Raw genomic sequence first — 19,743 nt, 5'->3', positions numbered from 1 at the left:
CCTGGCGCGTAACAAGCCGCGCCTGATGTTGTTCTTGTGTTGATGGATTCCGGGCCCCGCGGAACCGGATTAAGTCTGTGCCTGGTCAGCCGAGCTCTTTCGCCTGATCACGCAGCACGAATTTCTGGATCTTGCCGGTGGAGGTTTTCGGCAAGTCGGTGAACACGATGGTTTTGGGTACCTTGAAGCGGGCCAGCCGCTCACGACAGAAAGCGATCAGATCTTCTTCGCTGACCTCACCGGCTTCCGGTTTGAGGGTGATGAACGCACAGGGCGTCTCGCCCCACTTGTCGTCAGGACGGGCCACCACCGCGGCTTCAAGAACGGCTGGATGACGATAAAGGGTGTCTTCCACCTCAATGGTGGAAATGTTCTCGCCACCGGAGATGATGATGTCTTTCAGGCGATCCTTGATTTCCACCTGAATCAGTGACTTCAATCGGCTAAAACTGCGCTTAAAGCCTGCAATAACAGAGCCTTAAGCGATATAATGGCACCTGACATCCATTCACCCAGTCAGTGCATTTGGCTCATGCGTACTTTCACTCTCCAGCAATCCCGAACCGAAGTCTATACACCCCATGGCGGACTGGCCTTGATAGGCCATTGTCTGAACCGGCACACGTCGCTGATCAAAACCGCTCGCACGGTCGTCAAGCGCCACGGCATTCCAAACATCGAGCTGATCCGCACCTACCTTGGCCTGATCACGCTGGGCAAGAGTGACTTCGAGGCGGTCGAGCCGGTACGCACGGATCCATTCTTCAAAACCGCCATGGGCATCAAGCAGTCGCCATCGTCAGCCCGCTTGCGGCAACGGTTTGATGAAGATGCCCGAGCCCTGACGCCGCTTTTGGATGATGCCAGCGTTGAGTTTCTTCAGTCCATCGAAGCCCCGGTATCACCTCTGGCGATGGGTCACGTTGCCCTGGATATGGACGTCTTTCCCATGGACAACAGCCAGACCCGCAAAGAGGGTGTCAGCTACACCTACAAGGGCTACGACGGCTACGCACCGATAGCGGCCTATCTGGGCCAGGAAGGCTGGTGCCTGGGCTGCGAACTGCGCCCTGGCAGCCAGCACGCCAATAATGGGTTTCTCGATACCCTCAAGCGGGTTTTACCCCGGGCCCGGGCACTGACGGACAAGCCCATCCTGCTGCGCCTGGACAGCGCACACGATGCCCGTGACAATCGCGACTTTCTGCGCGAGCAGAAGCAGGTCGACTTCCTGATCAAGTGGAATCCCCGCAAGCAGGATCCCCTGGCCTGGGCGGAGAAGGCCCAGGCTCAGAAAGCCTGGACACTGGACCGCAACGGCAAGATGGAGGCGGTTTTATCGGAAAACCTGTCGGACGAGCCCGGGTTGCGCCAGATCGTTAAAGTCACGGTGCGCACCAGCGATGCCGGTGGCCAGCTGTATCTGGAGCCGGAGGTCAGTCTTGAAGGCTGGATTACCTCCTTGCCAGCCGAGGTGGCCGATGAACAACAAATCATGGCGTTTTACAGCGATCACGCCACCAGTGAGCAATTCCACAGCGAGTTCAAAACCGACCTGGATCTGGAGCGCCTGCCGTCCGGCAAGTTCGACACCAACAACCTGGTCATGGCCTTCGCAACACTGGGATATAACGTGCTGCGCTGGATGGGCCTGAGACTGACTGGCCCGGATGCGCCAGTGCGCCACCCGGCTAAACGCCGCCGCCTGAGAACCGTGATGCAGGAGCTGATGACCATGGCCTGTCGCCTGGTACACAGTGGCCGACAGTGGGTTCTGCGCTTTGGTCGACACTGTCCGGGCTTTGCCGTTTACCGCGACCTCTACGAAGGAATCGCCGCCTCCGGATAGGCTCGTTCGGCAGTGACCGCATCATCTTAAAACCACCCGGGAAACCATACCGGGGCAATCCGCTATTGCCTAACGACCATGGTTTGATCAAAAAGCAGCCAAATCCTGGTCTCTGGTCGACTTCAGGCTGCGCGTTTCAGGCACTCGCAACCTATTTTTCGACAATTGATGGCTCCCGTTAGCGCCGATGGCGATTTGCGGGGTATATTCGCCTGCAAAGTCACTGATTCAGGCATTAATAATGAAAAGGTGGTAGCGAATGACCTTGGACCTGTTGTACAGATGCGAGTAAACAGGCGCCCACCGGAACCGCTCCGATGATAAGCCGATAAAAAGTAACTGGCTCCGCCACCCGCCTGGAATATCCTGCTGTGATCGTTAAATAACAACGAACGCCAACATCGATGACCCGGAAGAACGCTGTGGTGTTGGCACCAAACCCATAGCCCCCTGGCCTGCTGTATTCTTCCGCGGTCTCGAAACGGGAACGATGAATTTCAATCATTATGTCTTTCGAGCGTTATTGGACGGGGTAAGTCCAGGCCTAGGAGCCCCATTAGGAGTTCAGCATTATCAAATTTTATCTGCGAATCACCCCGGCGAATGTTCCGCGTTGCGGACTAGATGCTTGGCAATTACCAGTTGTTGGATCTGCGACGTTCCCTCATATAGGCGGAACAACCTGACATCCCTGAAAAAACGCTCAACACAGTACTCGCTGATGTAACCAGCGCCACCGTGGACCTGAACTGCCCGGTCCGCAACACGCCCTACCATTTCTGTACAGAACAGCTTGCAACTCGAGGCATTCATCGACACCGCCTCGCCTGCATCGAAGGATTTAGCAGCCGCTTCAACCATGCACTTTCCGGCATAGTACTCAGTCTGGCTATCTGCGAGCATTGCCTGCACCAACTGAAAATTGGCAATTTCTGTTCCAAACTGTTTCCGGCCAGATGCATATGAAACGCTCTCATCAATGAGTCGCTTGGCCGTACCCACGCTTAACGCACTGATATGCAAGCGCCCCCGATCAAGAACTTTCATGGCTGTTTTGAAACCCTGCCCTTCCTTTCCTCCGATCAAGGTATCTGCAGGTACGCGCACATCCTCAAAGATAACATCACAGGTATGAGCGCCTTTCTGCCCCATTTTCTGATCACGTTTTCCAAGCGATATACCCGGTAGTTTCGCATCGACCAGGAATGCGGACACACCGCGCGCACCTTCTTCACGGGTGCCGGTGCGAGCCATCACTGTGAAGATCCCCGCCCTGGGTGCATTAGTGATGTATCGTTTAGTTCCATTTATGATGTAATCATCACCATCTCGCCGGGCGCTTGTTCTCACTGACCCGGCATCTGATCCTGCATCAGGCTCGGTCAGCGCAAATGAGCCGATCAGTTCGCCGGTGGCAAGCTTGGGTAGATATTTTTCCTTCTGTTCCGGTGTACCGTCCATAACGATGCCTTGCGAACCAATGCCAACATTGGTACCAAACATTGAACGAAAAACTGGTGAGGTGTAGCCCATTTCCTGAATAATTGCGACTTCCTCTGACATGCTCAGACCCAGACCACCGAACTCAGAAGGTATCGAAATTCCAAAAAGCCCCATCTCTTTCATTTCGGCGATGACGTCTTCCGGAATCTGGTCTTCCTCTGCCACTTGCATCTCCAGGGGAATCAGGCGATCACGGACGTACCGACGCACACTTTCGACAAACTGATTCAGCATTTCTTGATCAAGTGCCATTGTGGCCTCCTTGTTAGAAAATAGGATGATGGTTAGCCCCCTTGAGTAGCTGACCTGAGTTATTCCGGACGCCGTGCTTCCCGTTCCTGCTCCTGAAACCCAACAGACCGATACCAGCGAACACCCTTCGCATCGGTCACAAAATGCACTTCGTTACGTTCAATGAGATAATTCAAGCAGGCGAGGGCCTCTCCGGTTGCCAAGTTGAAAACCATAAAGTCCTCTTCTGATATGTCACGACCAAACAGCACTGCGAATACGTCAATCACTCTCTTTGGCTCACTTGCAAGAGCCGCCCGCAAACCCGTGAAGGCCCTCTTCTGGTCTGCAATCAGGGTTTCAATCCGATCATGCAATCCCGTAAAACACTGCTGATGAGCTGGTAGCACCAGCACATCATCGGGAATTTCAGCTTTCAGCTTAGTGAGTGAGGCCAGCCAATCAGCCATCGGGTTTGCAGTCGGCTCCAGGGGTGTCACTGAGACATTGGACGAAATGCCGGGCAACACCTGATCACCGGAGATCAGCAATTTGCTCTCTTCGCAGTACAGGCAGGCGTGCTCAGGAGAGTGCCCGTTACCTACAACAACCCGCCATCGGTGTCCACCGATAACGTGGTGCTGCCCTTCCTCCAGCCGTTGGTAGCTGCGGGGCAACCGTGAAACCCGTCTGCCATAATTGTGATAATGATCGTAGTAACAGTCGATGGCCGAATCAGGCCAGCCAACAGCACGGTGAAAGGCGGCGAAGTCCTCAGGTACGGTTTCGTCGTGGGACTGAGCCACCATTACCCGACAGGTCAGATACTCCATTCGAGTCATCCAGAACTCTTCTGCGTCCCGCTCCAACAACCAGCCAGCCATACCCACATGATCCGGATGCAAGTGGGTCACAAACACCCGCCGGACCGGCTTGCCCTCCGGCAGAGACTCCAACAGAGACTTCCAGGCGGTCTCAGCCGTGGGTGTACACATGCCGGTATCAACCACGGAAAAGCCGTCCTCGTCACGGATCAGCCAGATATTAATATGGTTCAGTTTTCCAGGCAGGGGGATACGGGACCAGAAAACGTTCTGCGCTACCTCAACCAACTCGGCAGCTTCTGGTACTCTATCTGCGTTCTTAAGATTCATGCCGGCATCAGGCACGATTTGCCCCCTCCATTCGGGCTTCTTCCTGCAACTGTCTCCACATGATCTTACCGGTGCCGGACTTCGGCAACTCATCGATAATCGAAACGGCTGTCGGCACTTTATAAGCCGCCATATGCTTTTTGCACCATTCGATAATGTCGTCTTCGGTGACATTTTCTGGTGCAGTGGGTTTCAGTACAACCATCGCCTTGGCCGTTTCGCCCCGCTTCGGATCCGGCACTGCAATGACGCAGGCTTCGTGAATCTCCGGGTGACCATACATGATACTCTCTACTTCCGCCGGCCAGACCTTGAATCCGGAGGCATTAATCATTCGCTTGAGCCGGTCGACCATGAAGAAGTAGCCCTCCTCATCCATGTATCCCAAGTCGCCAGTGCGAAGGAAGCGTTTACCATCACGTTCCAGAAAACTCTTGGCGGTCGCTTCCGCATTGTTCCAGTACTCCAGCATTACCTGAGGGCCGTGCAGGATGATCTCTCCAGTTTCGCCTTGGGGTAGATCCTCGAGCGTGGCAGGGTCAACGATACGTGCATCTACCCCAAAGCTGGCAATGCCCAGGCATTGTCGTTTGCCGCGCTCGACGGGGTTACCAAGAATGAAAGCAGCAGTTTCGGTCAGTCCGTAGGCTTCGTTGTATACGATGTTAAACTCTTCTGCCAGCTTGCGAGAAATGGCTTCAGGCATCGCCGCCCCACCCCCCATCAGTTTACGGAGACTGGAGACGTCATGGGTGGCCAGGTCCGGATTCGAGAAAAAATCGACAATCATCGACGGCGGAGCGCTCCACAGGCTGACATGGTGACGCTCAATCAGTTTCATCGCCACATCCCGATCCCACCGCTGCATCAGCACCGAGGTTGCACCGTTGAAGATAGGCCCATTCATTCCACCTTGCATCCCCAGAAAATGGAACAGCGGGGCAATGGCCAGTGCCGAGAATGCCGGCGAACCACCGCGCCAGACGGCCGAAGCTGCCACTGCGGCCATCACGGTACTGTGGGAATGAACACAGCCCTTCGGATGCCCCGTGGTACCGGAGGTATAGCCAATAACGGCCAGGTCGTCGTGCTTACCGGTAAAAGCAGAAGGCGCCAGTTCGCGACTAATCACGTCTTGCCAAAGGACAACGCCGGGGGCGGCGTGCTCCTGCCTAGGTTCTGTTACAGCAGACGGAACAGCGAGGTCAGTCTCCGCAGTCAGGTAATCAGCATAGGCATGAACAATCACGTGATCAAGATCGCCCGAGGCCAATAGAGGTTGCACATTACCGTACAGTTCCTGAGACACCAGAGCCGTGCGGGCACCACTGTCGGATACACAGTATTGAAGCTCCTCTGACAGGTTCATCGGGTTGACGGGAACCACCACCCCCTGAGCACGGAGAATCGCGTAGTAACCGATGACATACTGAGGAGAATTCTGCGAATACAGAGCGACACGGTCACCGGGACACACACCACACTCCAACTGCAGATACCCCGCCAGTGCCCCAACTTGCTGACGCAATTCGGAATAACTGACCACCGAGTCATAGAATACTACCGCCGGCTTGTCCGGGTAGCGGGTTGCCGCCACCTCCAGGTTGTAGTAGAGGCTCGTTTTGGGCAGTTCAAGTGTTCGTGGCAACCCCTTGGGCCAATAGGTGTTCCGTTCTGCTTTCATGTTTTCTCCCGGCTCTGCGGCTAAGATGTTGCTGAAACTGTTCCTGCTATGAACCTCCCGAAATTCTGGCGAGCAGTCTAACTGGCACGCTCAAGAATAGTTCTGGCCATAGCAATCACTGGAGCATCCACCATCTGGCCCTCCACCTTGAAAGCAGCACCACCTGACCTCGCCGCCTCCATGACTTTACGCGCCCAGGCCACCTGATCAGGATCCGGGGAAAAACCAGCCTGCACCTGTGGAATCTGTTTTGGATGAATGCAAAGCATGCCCGCAAAACCCATATTACGGGCCCGGCGCGCACGACTTAGTACCGCATCCTCGTCATCAAAAACGGGAAACACGGTATCAATAGGAGCCAGCAAACCAGCTGCTCGGGAGCTCACCAGAAGCTGATAGCGGCACTGGTCCATGACCGTCTCCGCCCCTTCCGTATTACCTTCAATGCCGAGGTCATCACTGAGATCCAGGCCACCGTAGCTCAGTCTCTCAACTCCGGGCACCGAGGCAATTTCGTTAAGGGCAACCAGACCACGAGCTGATTCAATTAGCGGAATGACGGTCTTGCCAAAACTGGCCACGGCCTGGACGTCCTCCGCGGACTCGGCTTTCGACAACATGATGCCAACCACCTTCGAATGGCGGGCGCATAGCGCCATGTCCACCTCAAACTCATTAGTACCCCGGGCATTAACGCGCACGTAGATCGACTCACCGTGATGGTCTGCCAAGAACGCATCTAATGCCTCACGGGCAGGGATCTTGGCATCCGCTGGCACCGCATCCTCTAGATCCACAATTACCGCTCCGGCACCGCTAGCGATCGCCTTGGGAATGCGATCAGGTCGGGAAGCCGGCACGAAGAGCATGGTTTTCAAATCTTTGCCTGTCATGGTCAGAATCCTGTTTTCTGAGTTACGCAGGTGTTAGATCACTCCTGCGCTTTTTAACTGATCAATCCTGTCACGGCTGTAGCCGAGCTGTTCAAGAATTAGAGTGCTGTGCTCGCCAAGGTATGGCACCGCCGAGACGGCTTCCGGAAACCATAGCCCGGGTGCCTTTAGTGCCGGCACGGGCCCGACAGGCGTTGCCACTTCTAGCCAGCGGTCACGGGCCGCTAGTTGAGGATGCTGCCATACCTGTGTCATGTCGTTAACCGATGCGTTGGCGATACCGGCCTCATCCAGGCGGGTTAGCACCTGATCCAGTGTCAACTCCGAAAAGATCATACCGATAAGCTCACCGAGCTGGTTCCTGTTCGCTGACCGACGGGCGTTATCAGAAAAACGCGCATCTCCTGCCAGCTCCGAACGCTCAAGAACCCTCTCACAAAAAATCCGCCATTCGCGGTCGTTCTGCAACCCAAGCATCACGGTTTTACCATCCCCGACCGGAAACGGTCCGTACGGATAAATCGTGGAGTGAGAAGCTCCTGCCCTTGGTGGTGGCTGCGCTCCATCAAAGCTGTAATACATCGGGTAGCCCATCCACTCCACCAGGCTTTCGAGCAGAGAGACGTCAATATGGCTGCCCTCATCGGTTCGACCACGTAGCAACAGTGCCGACAGAATGGCATTGCTGGCGTACATTCCAGCGGCAATGTCCGCAACTGAACAGCCAGCCTTTGCCATACCACCGGCCCCGGGTGTTCCCGTCACCGACAGAAAACCACTTTCACTTTGGATCAGCAGGTCATAAGCCTTCTTGTTCCTGTACGGCCCACCCTCGCCATAGCCGGACACATCACAGACAATCAGTCCCGGGTACTGTGCACACAGCTCACTGAACGACAGCCCCATACGGGCCGTAGCACCGGGCGCCAGGTTCTGCACGAATACGTCCGCATCCGCCAGCAATTGATGCAGAATTTCCTGCCCCTCGGGAGTTTTCAAATTTAACGCCAGGCTTTCCTTGGAGCGGTTAACCCATACAAAGTGGGAGGACAATCCATTAACTCTGGTATCGTAGTCCCGGGCAAAGTCTCCGGTTCCAAGACGCTCAATCTTGACAACCCTCGCCCCCTGCTCCGCTAGTTGCCGGGTACACAGGGGCGCGGCAATCGCCTGCTCCAACGAAATCACTGTAACCCCCTCCAGGGGGAGGGGGGCTTTATTTGCTGCCACAAAAACGTTCTCGCAGTTATTGAGAGTTAGAACGACCGGGGTAATTCAAGAAGATGCTCTGCCACATAGGATAAAATGAGGTTGGTGGAAATCGGTGCCACCTGATACAGACGGGTTTCACGGAACTTCCGCTCTACGTCATATTCGTTGGCAAAGCCAAACCCTCCGTGGGTCTGCAGGCACACGTTAGCCGCTTCCCAGGATGACTCAGCCGCCAGGTACTTGGCCATGTTGGCGCTGGCGCCGGCATTGCGACCGCTGTCGTATTCTTCACAGGCGCGCCAGCGCATCAGGTCAGCTGCTTCTACATTGATGTGCGCCTTGGCAATGGGGAACTGGATGCCCTGGTTTTTGCCAATCGGACGGCCAAACACTTCCCGGTCACTGGCATATTTGCGAGCTTTGTCGATAAACCAGCGGCCATCACCTATACACTCGGCCGCGATCAGTGCCCGCTCGGCATTCAGGCCGTCAAGGATATAACGAAATCCCTTGCCCTCCTCGCCAATCAGATTCTCGGCAGGAATCTCAAGGTTGTCGAAGAATAGTTCATTGGTTTCGTGATTCACCATATTGGCGATAGGCTGAACGGTCAGACCATTGCCGATTGCATCGTGCAAATCAACGAGAAAGATCGACATCCCCTCCGACTTGCGCTTCACTTCTGCCAACGGCGTGGTCCGGGCCAGGAGGATCATCAGATCTGAGTGCTGGATGCGGGAAATCCACACCTTCTGGCCATTGACTACATACTTGTCGCCCTGACGCACCGCAGTGGTCTTGATCTTGGTAGTATCGGTTCCGGTAGTTGGCTCGGTCACCCCCATCGATTGCAAACGCAATTCACCTGCGGCGATTCTTGGCAGATATTTCTGCTTCTGTTCCTCACTGCCATGGCGCAGCAGGGTAAACATGTTGTACATCTGGCCATGCACAGTTCCGGAATTACCGCCCGCAAGGTTAACCTCCTCCAGTATCACCGAGGCTTCCGATACACCGAGACCCGAACCACCATATTCCTCGGGAATCATCGCCGCCAGCCAACCGGCACGGGTCATAGCTTCAACGAACTCCTCCGGGAAGGCCTTACGTTCGTCTACGCCGCGCCAGTACGCGGCATCAAATTCCGCACACAGACCACGCACGCCTTCTCGGATATCCTCGTACTTTTTCAGGGATGGACTGGTCATCTATCTCTTCTCCTCAAATTGAAGTTCTGCTTCGTGAGCGGGGCCATCTTCATTGGCGGCCCAGAGCAATGCTTTACCATCACCATCAATTCTGCCTTCAACACGGAAGGGCCTATTGACGGTCAGCGGCCGTAAGCCTCGATACGACAGGCGCACCGGATTCAGACCTGGATTGGCGTCAACGAACGCCTGCACCATCAGGGTAGCAATCAGTGGGCCGTGGACCACCAGGTCCGGATACCCCTCTTCCTTTGTCGTGTAGGGGTGGTCGTAATGTATACGGTGGCCGTTGAAGGTGACGGCTGAATACCGGAATAGCAACAGGGGGGACGGCGTCACCGACTGACTCCACTGGGGATCGGCAACCGGTTTATCGAGCGACAGACGGGGAACTGACGGTGCCCTGTAAACGATGTCCTGCTCTTCACTCAGGCACAGCTCACCGTTCTGGTGATACTCATGTGCCACGGTAACAAACAGCAACTTACCGGAACGCCCGTTTTTTTCGTTCACGGCCTCGATACGCGACTGACGTTCCGCTGGTTGACCGATTGCCAACGGCTTGTGGAAGTTAACCCGGCCCCCCGCCCACATCCGGGTGTTGCCTTCGGATTTCGGCAAAAAACCTCCAGGCGCAATATGGCCATCAGGCCCTGTTGCAGACGGCGGAACCGGTATCTGGAAAAATGCCCAGTGCCACAAGGCCGCCAAGGCATCGCCTTCTTGAGGAAATGGCTGATCCAGCATTGCCGCAATACGACAGGCATGCGCAGGGTCCAGTCGATCCTTGCAGGATTCGTTCTCGCCAATCCAGTCTTCGGGGGAACGTGACATTGTGCATCCTCTATCAATCTTTATTCTGGGTTCGGAATAATGACAATAATGCAGGTATACGAAGCAAGTGAGAATTTGTTTTTGCTCAAGGGTGCGTTTGGTTTCCATGAACACCCCGGTGGTTTAGACTGTGAATCCATTTGTTAGCTTGCTGTCGAATTTTTATTATGCACTTTGATATCCCCGATTTACGTCTGTTTATCCACGTTGCAGAAGCCAACAGCCTGACGGGCGGGGCCAAGCGTGCAAGCCTTTCAACGGCGGCGGCCAGCATGCGTATCAAATCCCTTGAGGGACAGCTGGGAAGCCGACTGTTCTATCGTGATAGCCAGGGTGTCGAGCTTACGCCCGCGGGCCATGACCTGCTGGTTCATGCTCGGGCTATCATGCGACAGGTTGACTACATCAAGGACGAGTTTTCGCAATACGCGGAAGGCGAGTCGGGGCATTTGCGGATTTTTGCCAACACCACAGCAGTAAGCGATTTCATGCCCGACGTACTGGCGCGTTTTCTGGCGACCCGCCCGGGGGTCAGCGTGGATCTTCAGGAGCGACTGACGCACGATATTATTCGGGGCGTGATCGACGGCTCAACAGATATGGGGGTGGTTGCCGGTCCGGTGAATGCAAACAAGAAACTTGAGATCATTCCATTTAGTGTTGACAGGCTGGTGGTTGTCACCCCTATAAATCACGAACTGGCAGCAAGCCGGACCATTTCGTTTCGGGAAACCCTCGACTACCCACACATCGGTTTACGTGAGGGCAGCACCCTATTCAATTTCCTCAAGGAACAGGCCAGCGAAACCGGCTCCCCCCTTCAGATGCGTATCCAGGTCTTCGGCTTCGAGTCTGCCTGCAGAATGGTCAGCCGCGGCGTGGGCATTGGCATCCTGCCCCGCTCCATCGCTCGCCGCTATGCTGCTTTCCTTGACATCGCCACCATCGACCTGGAGGACGACTGGGCAGAGCGGGAGCGCAGTCTGATTGTGAGGGAACTGAATGCCTTACCGACATGCGGCAAGGAACTGGTGAAAGAAATTCGCTCTCAAGCCAACTTCACATAGGCGCCTTTGTCAGCGCCTGTTACACAGTTTGGCATACGCCTCATCGTATTCTGCTTTCATACGCGCCACGATCTCCTCCGCTGGCGGGAAGTCGTTTATCATAGCCACACCCTGCCCTGCGCCCCAGATATCTTTCCAGGCCTTGGCCTTGGAGCGACCATCCTTGAAACTCATCTTGCTCTTGTTGCCAACAGGGAGATCATCCGGGTCAAGGCCGGTACGGCGAATACTCTCTTTCAGATAATTGCCATGTACTCCGGAAAAATAGTTGCTGTAGACAACATCAGAGGCGCCAGACTGAACGATGCATTCCTTATAGTCTTCCCGGGCATTAGCTTCCTGAGAGGCAATGAAGCGGGTACCTACGTAGGCAAAATCAGCGCCCATAACCTCGGCTGCCAGCACCGAATTTCCAGTAGCAATAGACCCTGCCAGGACCACCGGGCCATCAAAGTGTCTGCGAACTTCCCCTAGCAGAGCGAAAGGGGATAGGGTGCCTGCGTGGCCACCAGCCCCGGCCGCGACCAAAATCAGGCCGTCAACGCCAGCTTCCAGTGCTTTCATCGCGTGACGCAAATTGATGACATCATGCAGTATGATGCCGCCGTAGCTATGCACCTCGTCCACGATTTCCTTAACCGGCGCTCTCAAAGAGGAGATAATAATGGGCACTTTGTGTTTGACACAGGTTTCCACATCCTGCTCCAGACGCACGTTGGATGAATGAGAGATCTGGTTTACTGCAATGGGGCCAACCCGCTTGTCAGGATTGGTAGCTTTGAAGCTGTCCAGCTCTTCATTCATCATCGTCAGCCACTCATCCAGCAATTCTGGCTGTCGTGCGTTCAGCGCCGGAAAAGAGCCGACAATACCCGCTTTACACTCCGCCAGGACCAAGTCAGGGTAACTAACGGTAAACATGGGGGACGAAATGACTGGCAGCGTCAGGTTTCGCAAAGCATCTGGAATTCTATTGCTCATGGTATCTCCAAACTAAATTCAGGTAAGGCAAACCGGAGTCAGGCCAACTTTTTCAGAATCAACATGTCGGATTGGCCACTCTGAACGACTTCATCATTCTGGTTAAGCAGCTCCAGCCGGCGGTTTACCCTACCGACCCGCTTACTCTCCCCAGCTTCCGCCTCCAGGATGGTGAGTCGCAGCCGCAGAGTCGTACCGATGGTAATAGGCTTCAGAAACGACCAATTGCTGATGGACATCATTGCCACCGCGGACTTCTCGAAAATACCCAGGGCGTGCATCATGCCGGTGGCGACCGCGATGCCAAAGGCGCCGTGAACCAGTCTCTCGCCAAACCGGGTATTGCCCGCAAACTCCTGGTCGCAGTGAATGGGGTTCCAGTCCCCGGAAAGCATGGAGAAAAAAGTCATGTCTGATTCGGTGACGGTTCGGGCGGCGCTTTCAAAGTGTTGCCCGACCACCAGGTCTTCGAAATACAGGGAATGGTCCATCGTCAATCTCCTTCTGCCAGGTTTTCTTCAGCTATAGCTCTAAGTTTCCCGCGCTGCACCTTAAGCCCATTCGCGCTCTGCGTAACCGGATAATCATCCACAAACCAAACCCTGTAAGGCACCTTAAATGCGGCCAGTTCCTGCTTCGCAATATCGATAACCTGCTGCTCACTGAGCATTGCCTGGCCATCGTCCCGAACAAAAGCGACCACGCGTGATTTGCCGTCAATTTCGATGCCCACGATATAGGCATCCTCAACTCCGGGAATATTCTTTAACACCGCCTCAATTTCTGATGGGCTGATCAGAAAACCACCCAGGCGAATGGCATCCCCCATGCGAGCTTCGTACACCAAGGAGCCATCTTCTCGCAGGTACCCCAGGTCACCGGTGCGGTAAAAACCGTCGTCCGTGATCGCATTTTCTGTCGCTTCCGGGTTGTTAAGGTAGCCAATAAAGTTGGTGGGCCCCTTGATTTCGATTTCTCCGATTTCTCCGGCAGGCAGCAATCCACCTGACCCGATATCCCTGATGCGCAGCTGCGCTCGATCTGATGCTGCAGGGACGCCTCCGCCGCGGATTTTCTCCCGCACAGGTCTGTCACCGGTCTGTGCAGAAAAAATCGCCAGGACTTCGCTTGAACCGTATAGGCCACAGAGTGGAATGCCTCTCTCCCAGGCAGCCAATGCGTATTCGTTGAAGCTGGAAGTAAAGGCCCCGAAACCGAACAGGCGGGCTGCGGGGAAGGGCTTGTCGCCGTCGGCAGCATCGATCAGCTTCCGGTACAACTCGTCACTACCGTACACGTGGCTGATGTTGTATTGTCGCATCAGTGACGCGGCCTGGGGACCGTCGAATGCAGCCATCATCACCGTCGGGCAGCCCGCCGCCATGGCTGCTAACACCGCATTTAGGCCAAACGCTCCACAGAGCGGCAACACCGACAGTAACGCAGACCCCGGCCCCGTCATACCATAGCTTTGCGCACAGTAATGAGCATGGCGAACCAGGTTAGCCTGGGTTTGCATGACCAGCTTTGGACCGCTGGTGGTGCCGGAGGTAGCGAAAAGGATGGAGACTCCGTCTGCGTCAGGCGTCTCTTCCCGGGAAGACTGGTTGCCGGTGATCATAGTACTCGTGACGGGAATACCGTGTAAGGTTTCCGGTAGAGCTTCACCCGTCTCCAGATACGCCACGGTTTCAAGCGAGCTTAATTCATCCCGATCTACTTTCAGGAGAATGTCTGTAAAGTCAATCTTGCGGAAGCGATCCTGCATGATAAGCAATCGCGGCCGGGACTTGTTGATCATGTAGCCGATTTCGTGGCTTTTGTAGCGGGTATTCAGTGGCGCCAGAGTCGCCCCAATACGGGCCAGGGCAAAATAAAATGCAAGCCAGTGGCGGCTGTTCACCAACCACATGGCAACAGTATCCCCTTTACCAATACCCTGACTGCGGAGCCACTGCTCCTTTTGCAGACACAGTTGGTCAAATTGACTGAAACTAGTTTGCTGACCATCCTCCACAAAGACTACCGATTCCGGATTACTTTGGAGATTGTCTTCTACCAGACTGTACAGATGCTCGCTACTGTTCATGGGCTGACTCCCTTAAGAGGCCGACTTCAAGACCGTTCGAAGATCGCGGCTACACCCTGACCGCCGCCAACGCACATGGTTTCCAGACCATAGCGGCTACCTCTACGTTTCATTTCGTGAAGCAAACTGGTCATGATTCGAACACCGGTCGCTCCGATAGGGTGGCCGAGGGATATGCCGGAGCCATTGACGTTAAGCTTGTCGTAATCTTCCCAGTCCCATTCCTTGAGCACAGACAGTACCTGGCAGGCAAAGGCTTCGTTGATTTCCACCAGGTCCATATCCTCGAGACTGAGACCGGTTTTCCGGAACAGTTTATCCACTGCACCCACCGGCCCGATCCCCATGGTAGCCGGGTTACAGCCAACGGCGGCCCATCCCACCATAAAGCCCATAGGGGTCAGGTTAAGCTCCTCAAGCTTATCCTCTGAAACGATCAGGCAGGCAGCCGCTGCATCGCTTTGTTGGCTTGCATTGCCTGCGGTGACTGTGCCGCCAGGAATAATAGGCTTGAGTTTTCCGAGGGTTTCCATGGTCGTCTCACCCCGAATGCCTTCATCCTGCTTGAAGGTGATAGGATCACCCTTACGCTGAGGTATGGACAGGGAGACGACTTCCTCATCAAACTTACCCTCTCTCCAGGCGGCAGCTGCCCTTTGCTGGCTCTGCGCGGCATACTGGTCAGCTTCTTCCCTTGAAATGTTGTATTTGCGGGCCAGGTTTTCTGCGGTCTCGATCATTCCCGAGATGTAGCCAAACCGATCCTCTGGCTGGGAACGCTCCCGCCCACGGTCCAAGCGGTCGTGCATCGTGAACGACCCGGCTTTCTTGCCCCAGCGCATATCGGTGGAGTAATACTCAATATTACTCATACTTTCCACACCACCGGCAACGACCACGTCGCATGCCCCGGACTCCACCATCATGACGGCATTAATAACGGCCTGAAGTCCACCACCGCAACGACGGTCCAATTGCAATCCCGGCACTTCTTCCGGCAAGCCTGCCTGCAAGGCTGCCCACCGACCGACACAGGGTACCTCACTGTTGGCATATGACTGCGCTATGACCACATCCTCGATTTTTTTGGGATCAATGCCAGAACGATCCACGGTCTCCTTCACCACCGTGCCAATCAGATGCTCTACAGAAAGCGGGCGAAGACTGCGTCCGAACCCGCCAACGCCGGTGCGAACCGGTGCGATGATAGCTGCTCTGCGCTTGTTCATGTAAAATCCTCGTGTTGTAGTATGTTGGGGTAGTCTCCCAGACATCCGATTGGAGACAGAAGAGATCAGGCTGCCATGTAGCCCCAAATGAGTGCGGTTGAGCCGAAGACCGCACCCAGATAGCCCAGTATCAGTACCAGATAGCCCATAATCTCACGAAGCTTAAGTCCGGAGATCGCCAACGCGGGTAACAGCCAAAATGGCTGGACCATATTGGTCCATTGATCACCAATCTGTACGGCTACCGCTGTCGCACCATAGGAAGCCCCGAGCTCTTTGGCAGCCTCAATCATCACCGGCCCCTGAACCGCCCATTGGCCACCCCCTGAAGGGGCCAGAATGTTAATCAGACCTCCACTGAGAAAAGACCAGAAAGGTAACGTTGTGGCTGATGCAGAGCCAACGAATACATCAGAAAACGAAATCATAAGGCCAGAGCCTACAAGAATCCCCATGATGCCTGCGTAGAAGGGATACTGGATGATAACGCCGGAGACGGTTCTAATACCGTCATTAAGTGCTTCAAGAAACGCCGATGCCCGGGCGAACAAAAGGATGGCCAGGAACAGGAAAGCAAAATTCAGACTGTTCAAGTTCAGTGAACCGCCATCCTTCACATACAGAAATAGGTAAAACATCCCCATAAGGCCAATGGCAATACCAAAGAAACGGCTGTCATTCATTTTTTGGGAAAAAGTCTTCTCCCCATGAGCAGGCTTACGTGCTTCCCGGGCGTGTGCCTCTGCATCCCTGCGAGCAACTTCCTCCCGATCAATTTCACGAATGTGCTCAGGATCAGATGGATGCATCATGGCATTAAAGATGGGTAGCGTAATTAGTACGAAAAGGGATGTGCCTAACAGCAACGGCGAGAAAATGGTTTCCGTCAAAGGGACTATACCCATGGTGCCTTCCAGAAAGTGACCGTCAGTCGCAATCAGCAGTGGGACCGTACCGGACATGCCTATACCGTAGACCGACAAACCGGAATAGGCCGCGGCGATGGCCAGTGGAAAGTGCAGCCCCTTGACATTAATGGCCAGCTTGCGAGCCACTACACTACCCACGATCAAACCGAATCCCCAGTTGAACCAGCACCCTAAAACACCGGCCAAGGTAGCTATAACTATAGCTTTACGAGGCGACGTTACTTTGCTCGTCACTCTATCCAACAAATTATCCACCAGTGGGGTCTTCGCCAACATATATCCGGATATCAATATGATAGCCATCTGCATTGCGAAGGAGAGCAGTGACCAGAATCCATCACCCCAGAGCGTGGCAGCTTCCGCCACTGAGGCGCCCTCCGCGACGACCGCCAGCCCCGCAGTCACTAGGGTCAAAGCAATGGCAATAACAAATGCATCCGGCATATACCTATGCATAAGTCGAGTGAAAAAAGTAACCAGTGTGTTCATTGTGTGCCCCTATTATTTGTATTAGCCGCTTTGGTGAGTGACCACGGCCCACGGGTTCTGCCCGTAATACTCGCGCTTAGGGCGTTCCGTTAGAATTCATTTTTTGTTAATGGATCGTTCAGTGACACAGAACACTTATTCGATTAGCGAGCAGTGCGCCTCGGCGTTGCAACCGCCCTACAAACTGAAGTCCACCAAATATCGGCGAGGGGCTTGGTGTGCACAAAATTCCGATGCGGGTAAGCCGTTATGGGTTACCCGCATATCTTGGGCGAGAAAGAATACAACCGAACTAATACACGTAACGTATCAATCGCTCAATGCGCTTGGATGAACATTCATTGGTGTGACGCTTACCTCCATAAACGGAAAGAGCGGCAGAGACGTCAGCAGGTCATGGAGCTCCTGATTGGATTCCACATCAAAAACACTTACATTGGAATACTTGCCAGTCACCCGCCACAGGTGGGGCCACTTCCCCTGTTGCTGTATTTCCAGGGCCCGCTGCTTTTCTTCTTCCTTGATCCGTGCGAACTCGTCCTGCGACAGGTGCGTAGGTGGGTTCACTTTCATCTGCACTAGAAACAACATGGTCTTACTCCCGTGTTTTGTGTTCAAGGCCAGCGGAGAATCCGGCATTCAATGGATTTCCCGTGTATAAATAGGCTTAAGTTGCCCTATAAAGGTCTTACCGTGTTCAAACCACTCCTTGCGAATATCTGAGGCAAGGTATTCGTCATACTTATCACGATTCTCGAACCAGCATTCTGCCACCGCATCAAATGGCCCAATATCGAGATAGGCCACATGGGTGTCTGAGGGCTCCTGGTCCACAAGCCTCACCTCATATTTATAAAGGGCCGGAACCTTGCGGGACATGTCGTAATGCACCCGGCATTCCTCAGCAAATTCCGACGGAGTCATGCTTTCCGGTCTTACCAGAAGATAGACTATTCTGATCATGATTAATGTTCCTGACGCGTTTGTGAAATCATGGAAAAATCAATCGCCACTCCGGTCTTTTGCTGAATCTGATCCAACGTCAGATCCGGAGTTACGTAAACAGCTTTCACCCTGTTTCCGTCCGGGGTGGTTTCAAATGTTCCAAGGTTGGTATAAATGCGAGTCACACAACCTAACCCTGTCGGTGGATAGGTCAGCTCCGACACGATCTTGGGATTACCCTCCCGGTCCACATGATCCATCATCACAAAGGTCTGCTTTGCACCAATGGCAAGGTCCATTGCCCCGCCTACCGCCGGAACTGCCTGAGGGTCCCCGGTATGCCAGTTCGCCAGATCACCACTGGCAGAGACCTGGAATGCACCAAGCACACAAATATCGAGATGCCCGCCACGCATCATCGAAAAGGAGTCAGCATGGTGGAAGAAAGCTGCGCCGGGTAATAATTTGATAGGCACCTTGCCCGCATTGATCAAATCCGGATCCTGCTCGCCTTCTGGCGCGTCTATCCAGCGGCCCAGAACACCATTTTCTGTATGAAGTACTACTTCCTTATCGTCACCACCCAAGTGGTTAGCCACCAGTGTAGGCAGGCCGATGCCAAGATTAAGGTAAGCTCCTTCCGGTACATCCGCTGCCACTCGTCCGGCCAGCGCCATTTTCTCTTCTGTCTTCATTAGTTACACCTTCTGCCGCCAACATGGTAGCGTGCTCAGACTTTGACGAAACAATCCACATAGACTCCCGGAGTCACAACCACCTCCGGGTCCAGATCGCCGGCCTCCACCACATCACTGACCTCAGCGATGGTGGTATCCGCGGCCATGGCCATTACCGGCCCGAAGTTGCGAGCTGTCTTGTTGTAGACAAGATTGCCAAAGCGGTCTGCAGACTTGGCCTTGATCAATGCCACATCGATCTTTATGGGATGTTCCAAGACATAATGAACACCCTCAATCTCACGGGTTTCCTTACCTTCGGCAAGAGCAGTTCCATAACCGGTGGGCGTAAAAAACGCTCCGATGCCTGCGCCTCTGGCACGCAACCGTTCAGCCAGATTACCCTGGGGAACCAACTCCAGCTCGAGATCCCCTTTACGATAAAGCTCCTCGAAAACCCATGCGTTCTTCATTCGCGGAAAAGAACAGACAATCTTGCTTACCTTTCCAGTCTTCAGCAGCGCAGCAATACCCTCTTCATTCTGGCCGGCATTGTTGCTCACGACTGTCAGATTTTTTGCGTCACTATGAGCGATCAGCGTATCAATCAGGACGTTCGGAGAGCCGGCTCCTCCAAATCCTCCGATGCCGATGATGTCGCCATCCTTGATCCGCGAAATCGCTTCCTCAGGACTGCCAATCTGTTTATTAATCATTGGATTCCCTTTTTTTCATTTCAAATAAAAATTTTCAATTCATAAGTCTTTTA

At 54.2% G+C, this 19,743-nt stretch carries 18 protein-coding genes and 1 pseudogene; 2 read left to right on the top strand and 17 right to left on the bottom strand.

Annotation, left to right across the window (positions count from 1 at the left end):
• Window positions 1–85: 85 nt before the first annotated feature.
• Window positions 86–421: pseudogene (locus ABJM11_RS15660) on the bottom strand (AMP-binding enzyme); the annotation flags it as partial.
• Window positions 422–532: 111 nt separating this feature from the next.
• On the opposite strand from ABJM11_RS15660, the gene ABJM11_RS15655 reads away from it, so the two are divergent.
• Window positions 533–1,849 (top strand): IS1380 family transposase, encoded by a 1,317-nt coding sequence (locus ABJM11_RS15655; RefSeq protein ID WP_348293917.1) that lies wholly within the window; start codon window positions 533–535, stop codon window positions 1,847–1,849.
• A gap of 591 nt (window positions 1,850–2,440) precedes the next feature.
• Here the strand turns inward: ABJM11_RS15655 and ABJM11_RS15650 are convergent.
• From ABJM11_RS15650 to ABJM11_RS15620, 7 genes are all read right to left on the bottom strand, one after another.
• On the bottom strand, window positions 2,441–3,604 hold the full coding sequence (locus ABJM11_RS15650; RefSeq protein ID WP_348293915.1) for an acyl-CoA dehydrogenase family protein: 1,164 nt from the start codon (window positions 3,602–3,604) through the stop codon (window positions 2,441–2,443).
• Between the two features lie 59 nt (window positions 3,605–3,663).
• A complete protein-coding gene (locus ABJM11_RS15645) occupies window positions 3,664–4,737 on the bottom strand; it encodes an MBL fold metallo-hydrolase (protein ID WP_348293914.1) in 1,074 nt (357 codons plus the stop codon).
• 7 nt (window positions 4,738–4,744) lie between these two features.
• On the bottom strand, window positions 4,745–6,421 hold the full coding sequence (locus ABJM11_RS15640; RefSeq protein WP_348293913.1) for a long-chain-fatty-acid--CoA ligase: 1,677 nt from the start codon (window positions 6,419–6,421) through the stop codon (window positions 4,745–4,747).
• A gap of 77 nt (window positions 6,422–6,498) precedes the next feature.
• Window positions 6,499–7,314, bottom strand: coding sequence for a CoA ester lyase (locus tag ABJM11_RS15635; protein ID WP_348293911.1), 816 nt, complete (start codon window positions 7,312–7,314; stop codon window positions 6,499–6,501).
• Window positions 7,315–7,347: 33 nt separating this feature from the next.
• Window positions 7,348–8,544 (bottom strand): CaiB/BaiF CoA-transferase family protein, encoded by a 1,197-nt coding sequence (locus tag ABJM11_RS15630; protein ID WP_348293909.1) that lies wholly within the window; start codon window positions 8,542–8,544, stop codon window positions 7,348–7,350.
• 26 nt (window positions 8,545–8,570) lie between these two features.
• The gene (locus ABJM11_RS15625) at window positions 8,571–9,734 is read right to left on the bottom strand and encodes an acyl-CoA dehydrogenase family protein (protein WP_348293907.1); all 1,164 of its coding nucleotides are present in this window, start codon (window positions 9,732–9,734) and stop codon (window positions 8,571–8,573) included.
• Window positions 9,735–10,568 (bottom strand): MaoC family dehydratase N-terminal domain-containing protein, encoded by an 834-nt coding sequence (locus ABJM11_RS15620; RefSeq protein ID WP_348293905.1) that lies wholly within the window; start codon window positions 10,566–10,568, stop codon window positions 9,735–9,737.
• Window positions 10,569–10,735: 167 nt separating this feature from the next.
• Here ABJM11_RS15620 and ABJM11_RS15615 point away from each other — a divergent pair, with 167 nt between their 5' ends.
• Window positions 10,736–11,635 carry a LysR family transcriptional regulator gene (locus tag ABJM11_RS15615; protein WP_348293903.1) on the top strand — a complete coding sequence of 300 codons (900 nt, stop codon included), beginning with the start codon at window positions 10,736–10,738 and terminating at the stop codon, window positions 11,633–11,635.
• A gap of 9 nt (window positions 11,636–11,644) precedes the next feature.
• Here the strand turns inward: ABJM11_RS15615 and ABJM11_RS15610 are convergent, their stop codons facing one another.
• The 9 genes from ABJM11_RS15610 to ABJM11_RS15570 all read right to left on the bottom strand — a co-directional run bounded on the left by ABJM11_RS15610 (window position 11,645) and on the right by ABJM11_RS15570 (window position 19,690).
• Window positions 11,645–12,616, bottom strand: coding sequence for a nitronate monooxygenase family protein (locus ABJM11_RS15610; protein WP_348293901.1), 972 nt, complete (start codon window positions 12,614–12,616; stop codon window positions 11,645–11,647).
• A gap of 38 nt (window positions 12,617–12,654) precedes the next feature.
• Window positions 12,655–13,107, bottom strand: a complete 453-nt coding sequence (locus ABJM11_RS15605) for a MaoC/PaaZ C-terminal domain-containing protein (RefSeq protein ID WP_348293899.1) — start codon at window positions 13,105–13,107, stop codon at window positions 12,655–12,657.
• Between the two features lie 2 nt (window positions 13,108–13,109).
• Window positions 13,110–14,705 (bottom strand): AMP-binding protein, encoded by a 1,596-nt coding sequence (locus ABJM11_RS15600; RefSeq protein ID WP_348293897.1) that lies wholly within the window; start codon window positions 14,703–14,705, stop codon window positions 13,110–13,112.
• Between the two features lie 26 nt (window positions 14,706–14,731).
• Window positions 14,732–15,934 carry an acetyl-CoA C-acetyltransferase gene (locus tag ABJM11_RS15595; RefSeq protein WP_348293895.1) on the bottom strand — a complete coding sequence of 401 codons (1,203 nt, stop codon included), beginning with the start codon at window positions 15,932–15,934 and terminating at the stop codon, window positions 14,732–14,734.
• A gap of 65 nt (window positions 15,935–15,999) precedes the next feature.
• Window positions 16,000–17,352 carry a TIGR00366 family protein gene (locus ABJM11_RS15590; RefSeq protein ID WP_348293893.1) on the bottom strand — a complete coding sequence of 451 codons (1,353 nt, stop codon included), beginning with the start codon at window positions 17,350–17,352 and terminating at the stop codon, window positions 16,000–16,002.
• A gap of 309 nt (window positions 17,353–17,661) precedes the next feature.
• Window positions 17,662–17,943 (bottom strand): muconolactone Delta-isomerase family protein, encoded by a 282-nt coding sequence (locus ABJM11_RS15585; protein ID WP_348293891.1) that lies wholly within the window; start codon window positions 17,941–17,943, stop codon window positions 17,662–17,664.
• 48 nt (window positions 17,944–17,991) lie between these two features.
• The gene (locus tag ABJM11_RS15580) at window positions 17,992–18,315 is read right to left on the bottom strand and encodes a 4-methylmuconolactone methylisomerase (protein ID WP_348293889.1); all 324 of its coding nucleotides are present in this window, start codon (window positions 18,313–18,315) and stop codon (window positions 17,992–17,994) included.
• 2 nt (window positions 18,316–18,317) lie between these two features.
• Window positions 18,318–18,992: a CoA-transferase gene (locus tag ABJM11_RS15575; RefSeq protein ID WP_348293887.1), complete on the bottom strand. Its 675-nt coding sequence runs from the start codon at window positions 18,990–18,992 to the stop codon at window positions 18,318–18,320.
• Window positions 18,993–19,027: 35 nt separating this feature from the next.
• Window positions 19,028–19,690: a 3-oxoacid CoA-transferase subunit A gene (locus ABJM11_RS15570; RefSeq protein WP_348293885.1), complete on the bottom strand. Its 663-nt coding sequence runs from the start codon at window positions 19,688–19,690 to the stop codon at window positions 19,028–19,030.
• Between the last annotated feature and the right edge of the window lie 53 nt (window positions 19,691–19,743).

The organism is Marinobacter sp., from assembly GCF_039977835.1.
GTDB lineage: Bacteria > Pseudomonadota > Gammaproteobacteria > Pseudomonadales > Oleiphilaceae > Marinobacter.
This window is presented reverse-complemented; position numbering and strand designations above follow the sequence as displayed.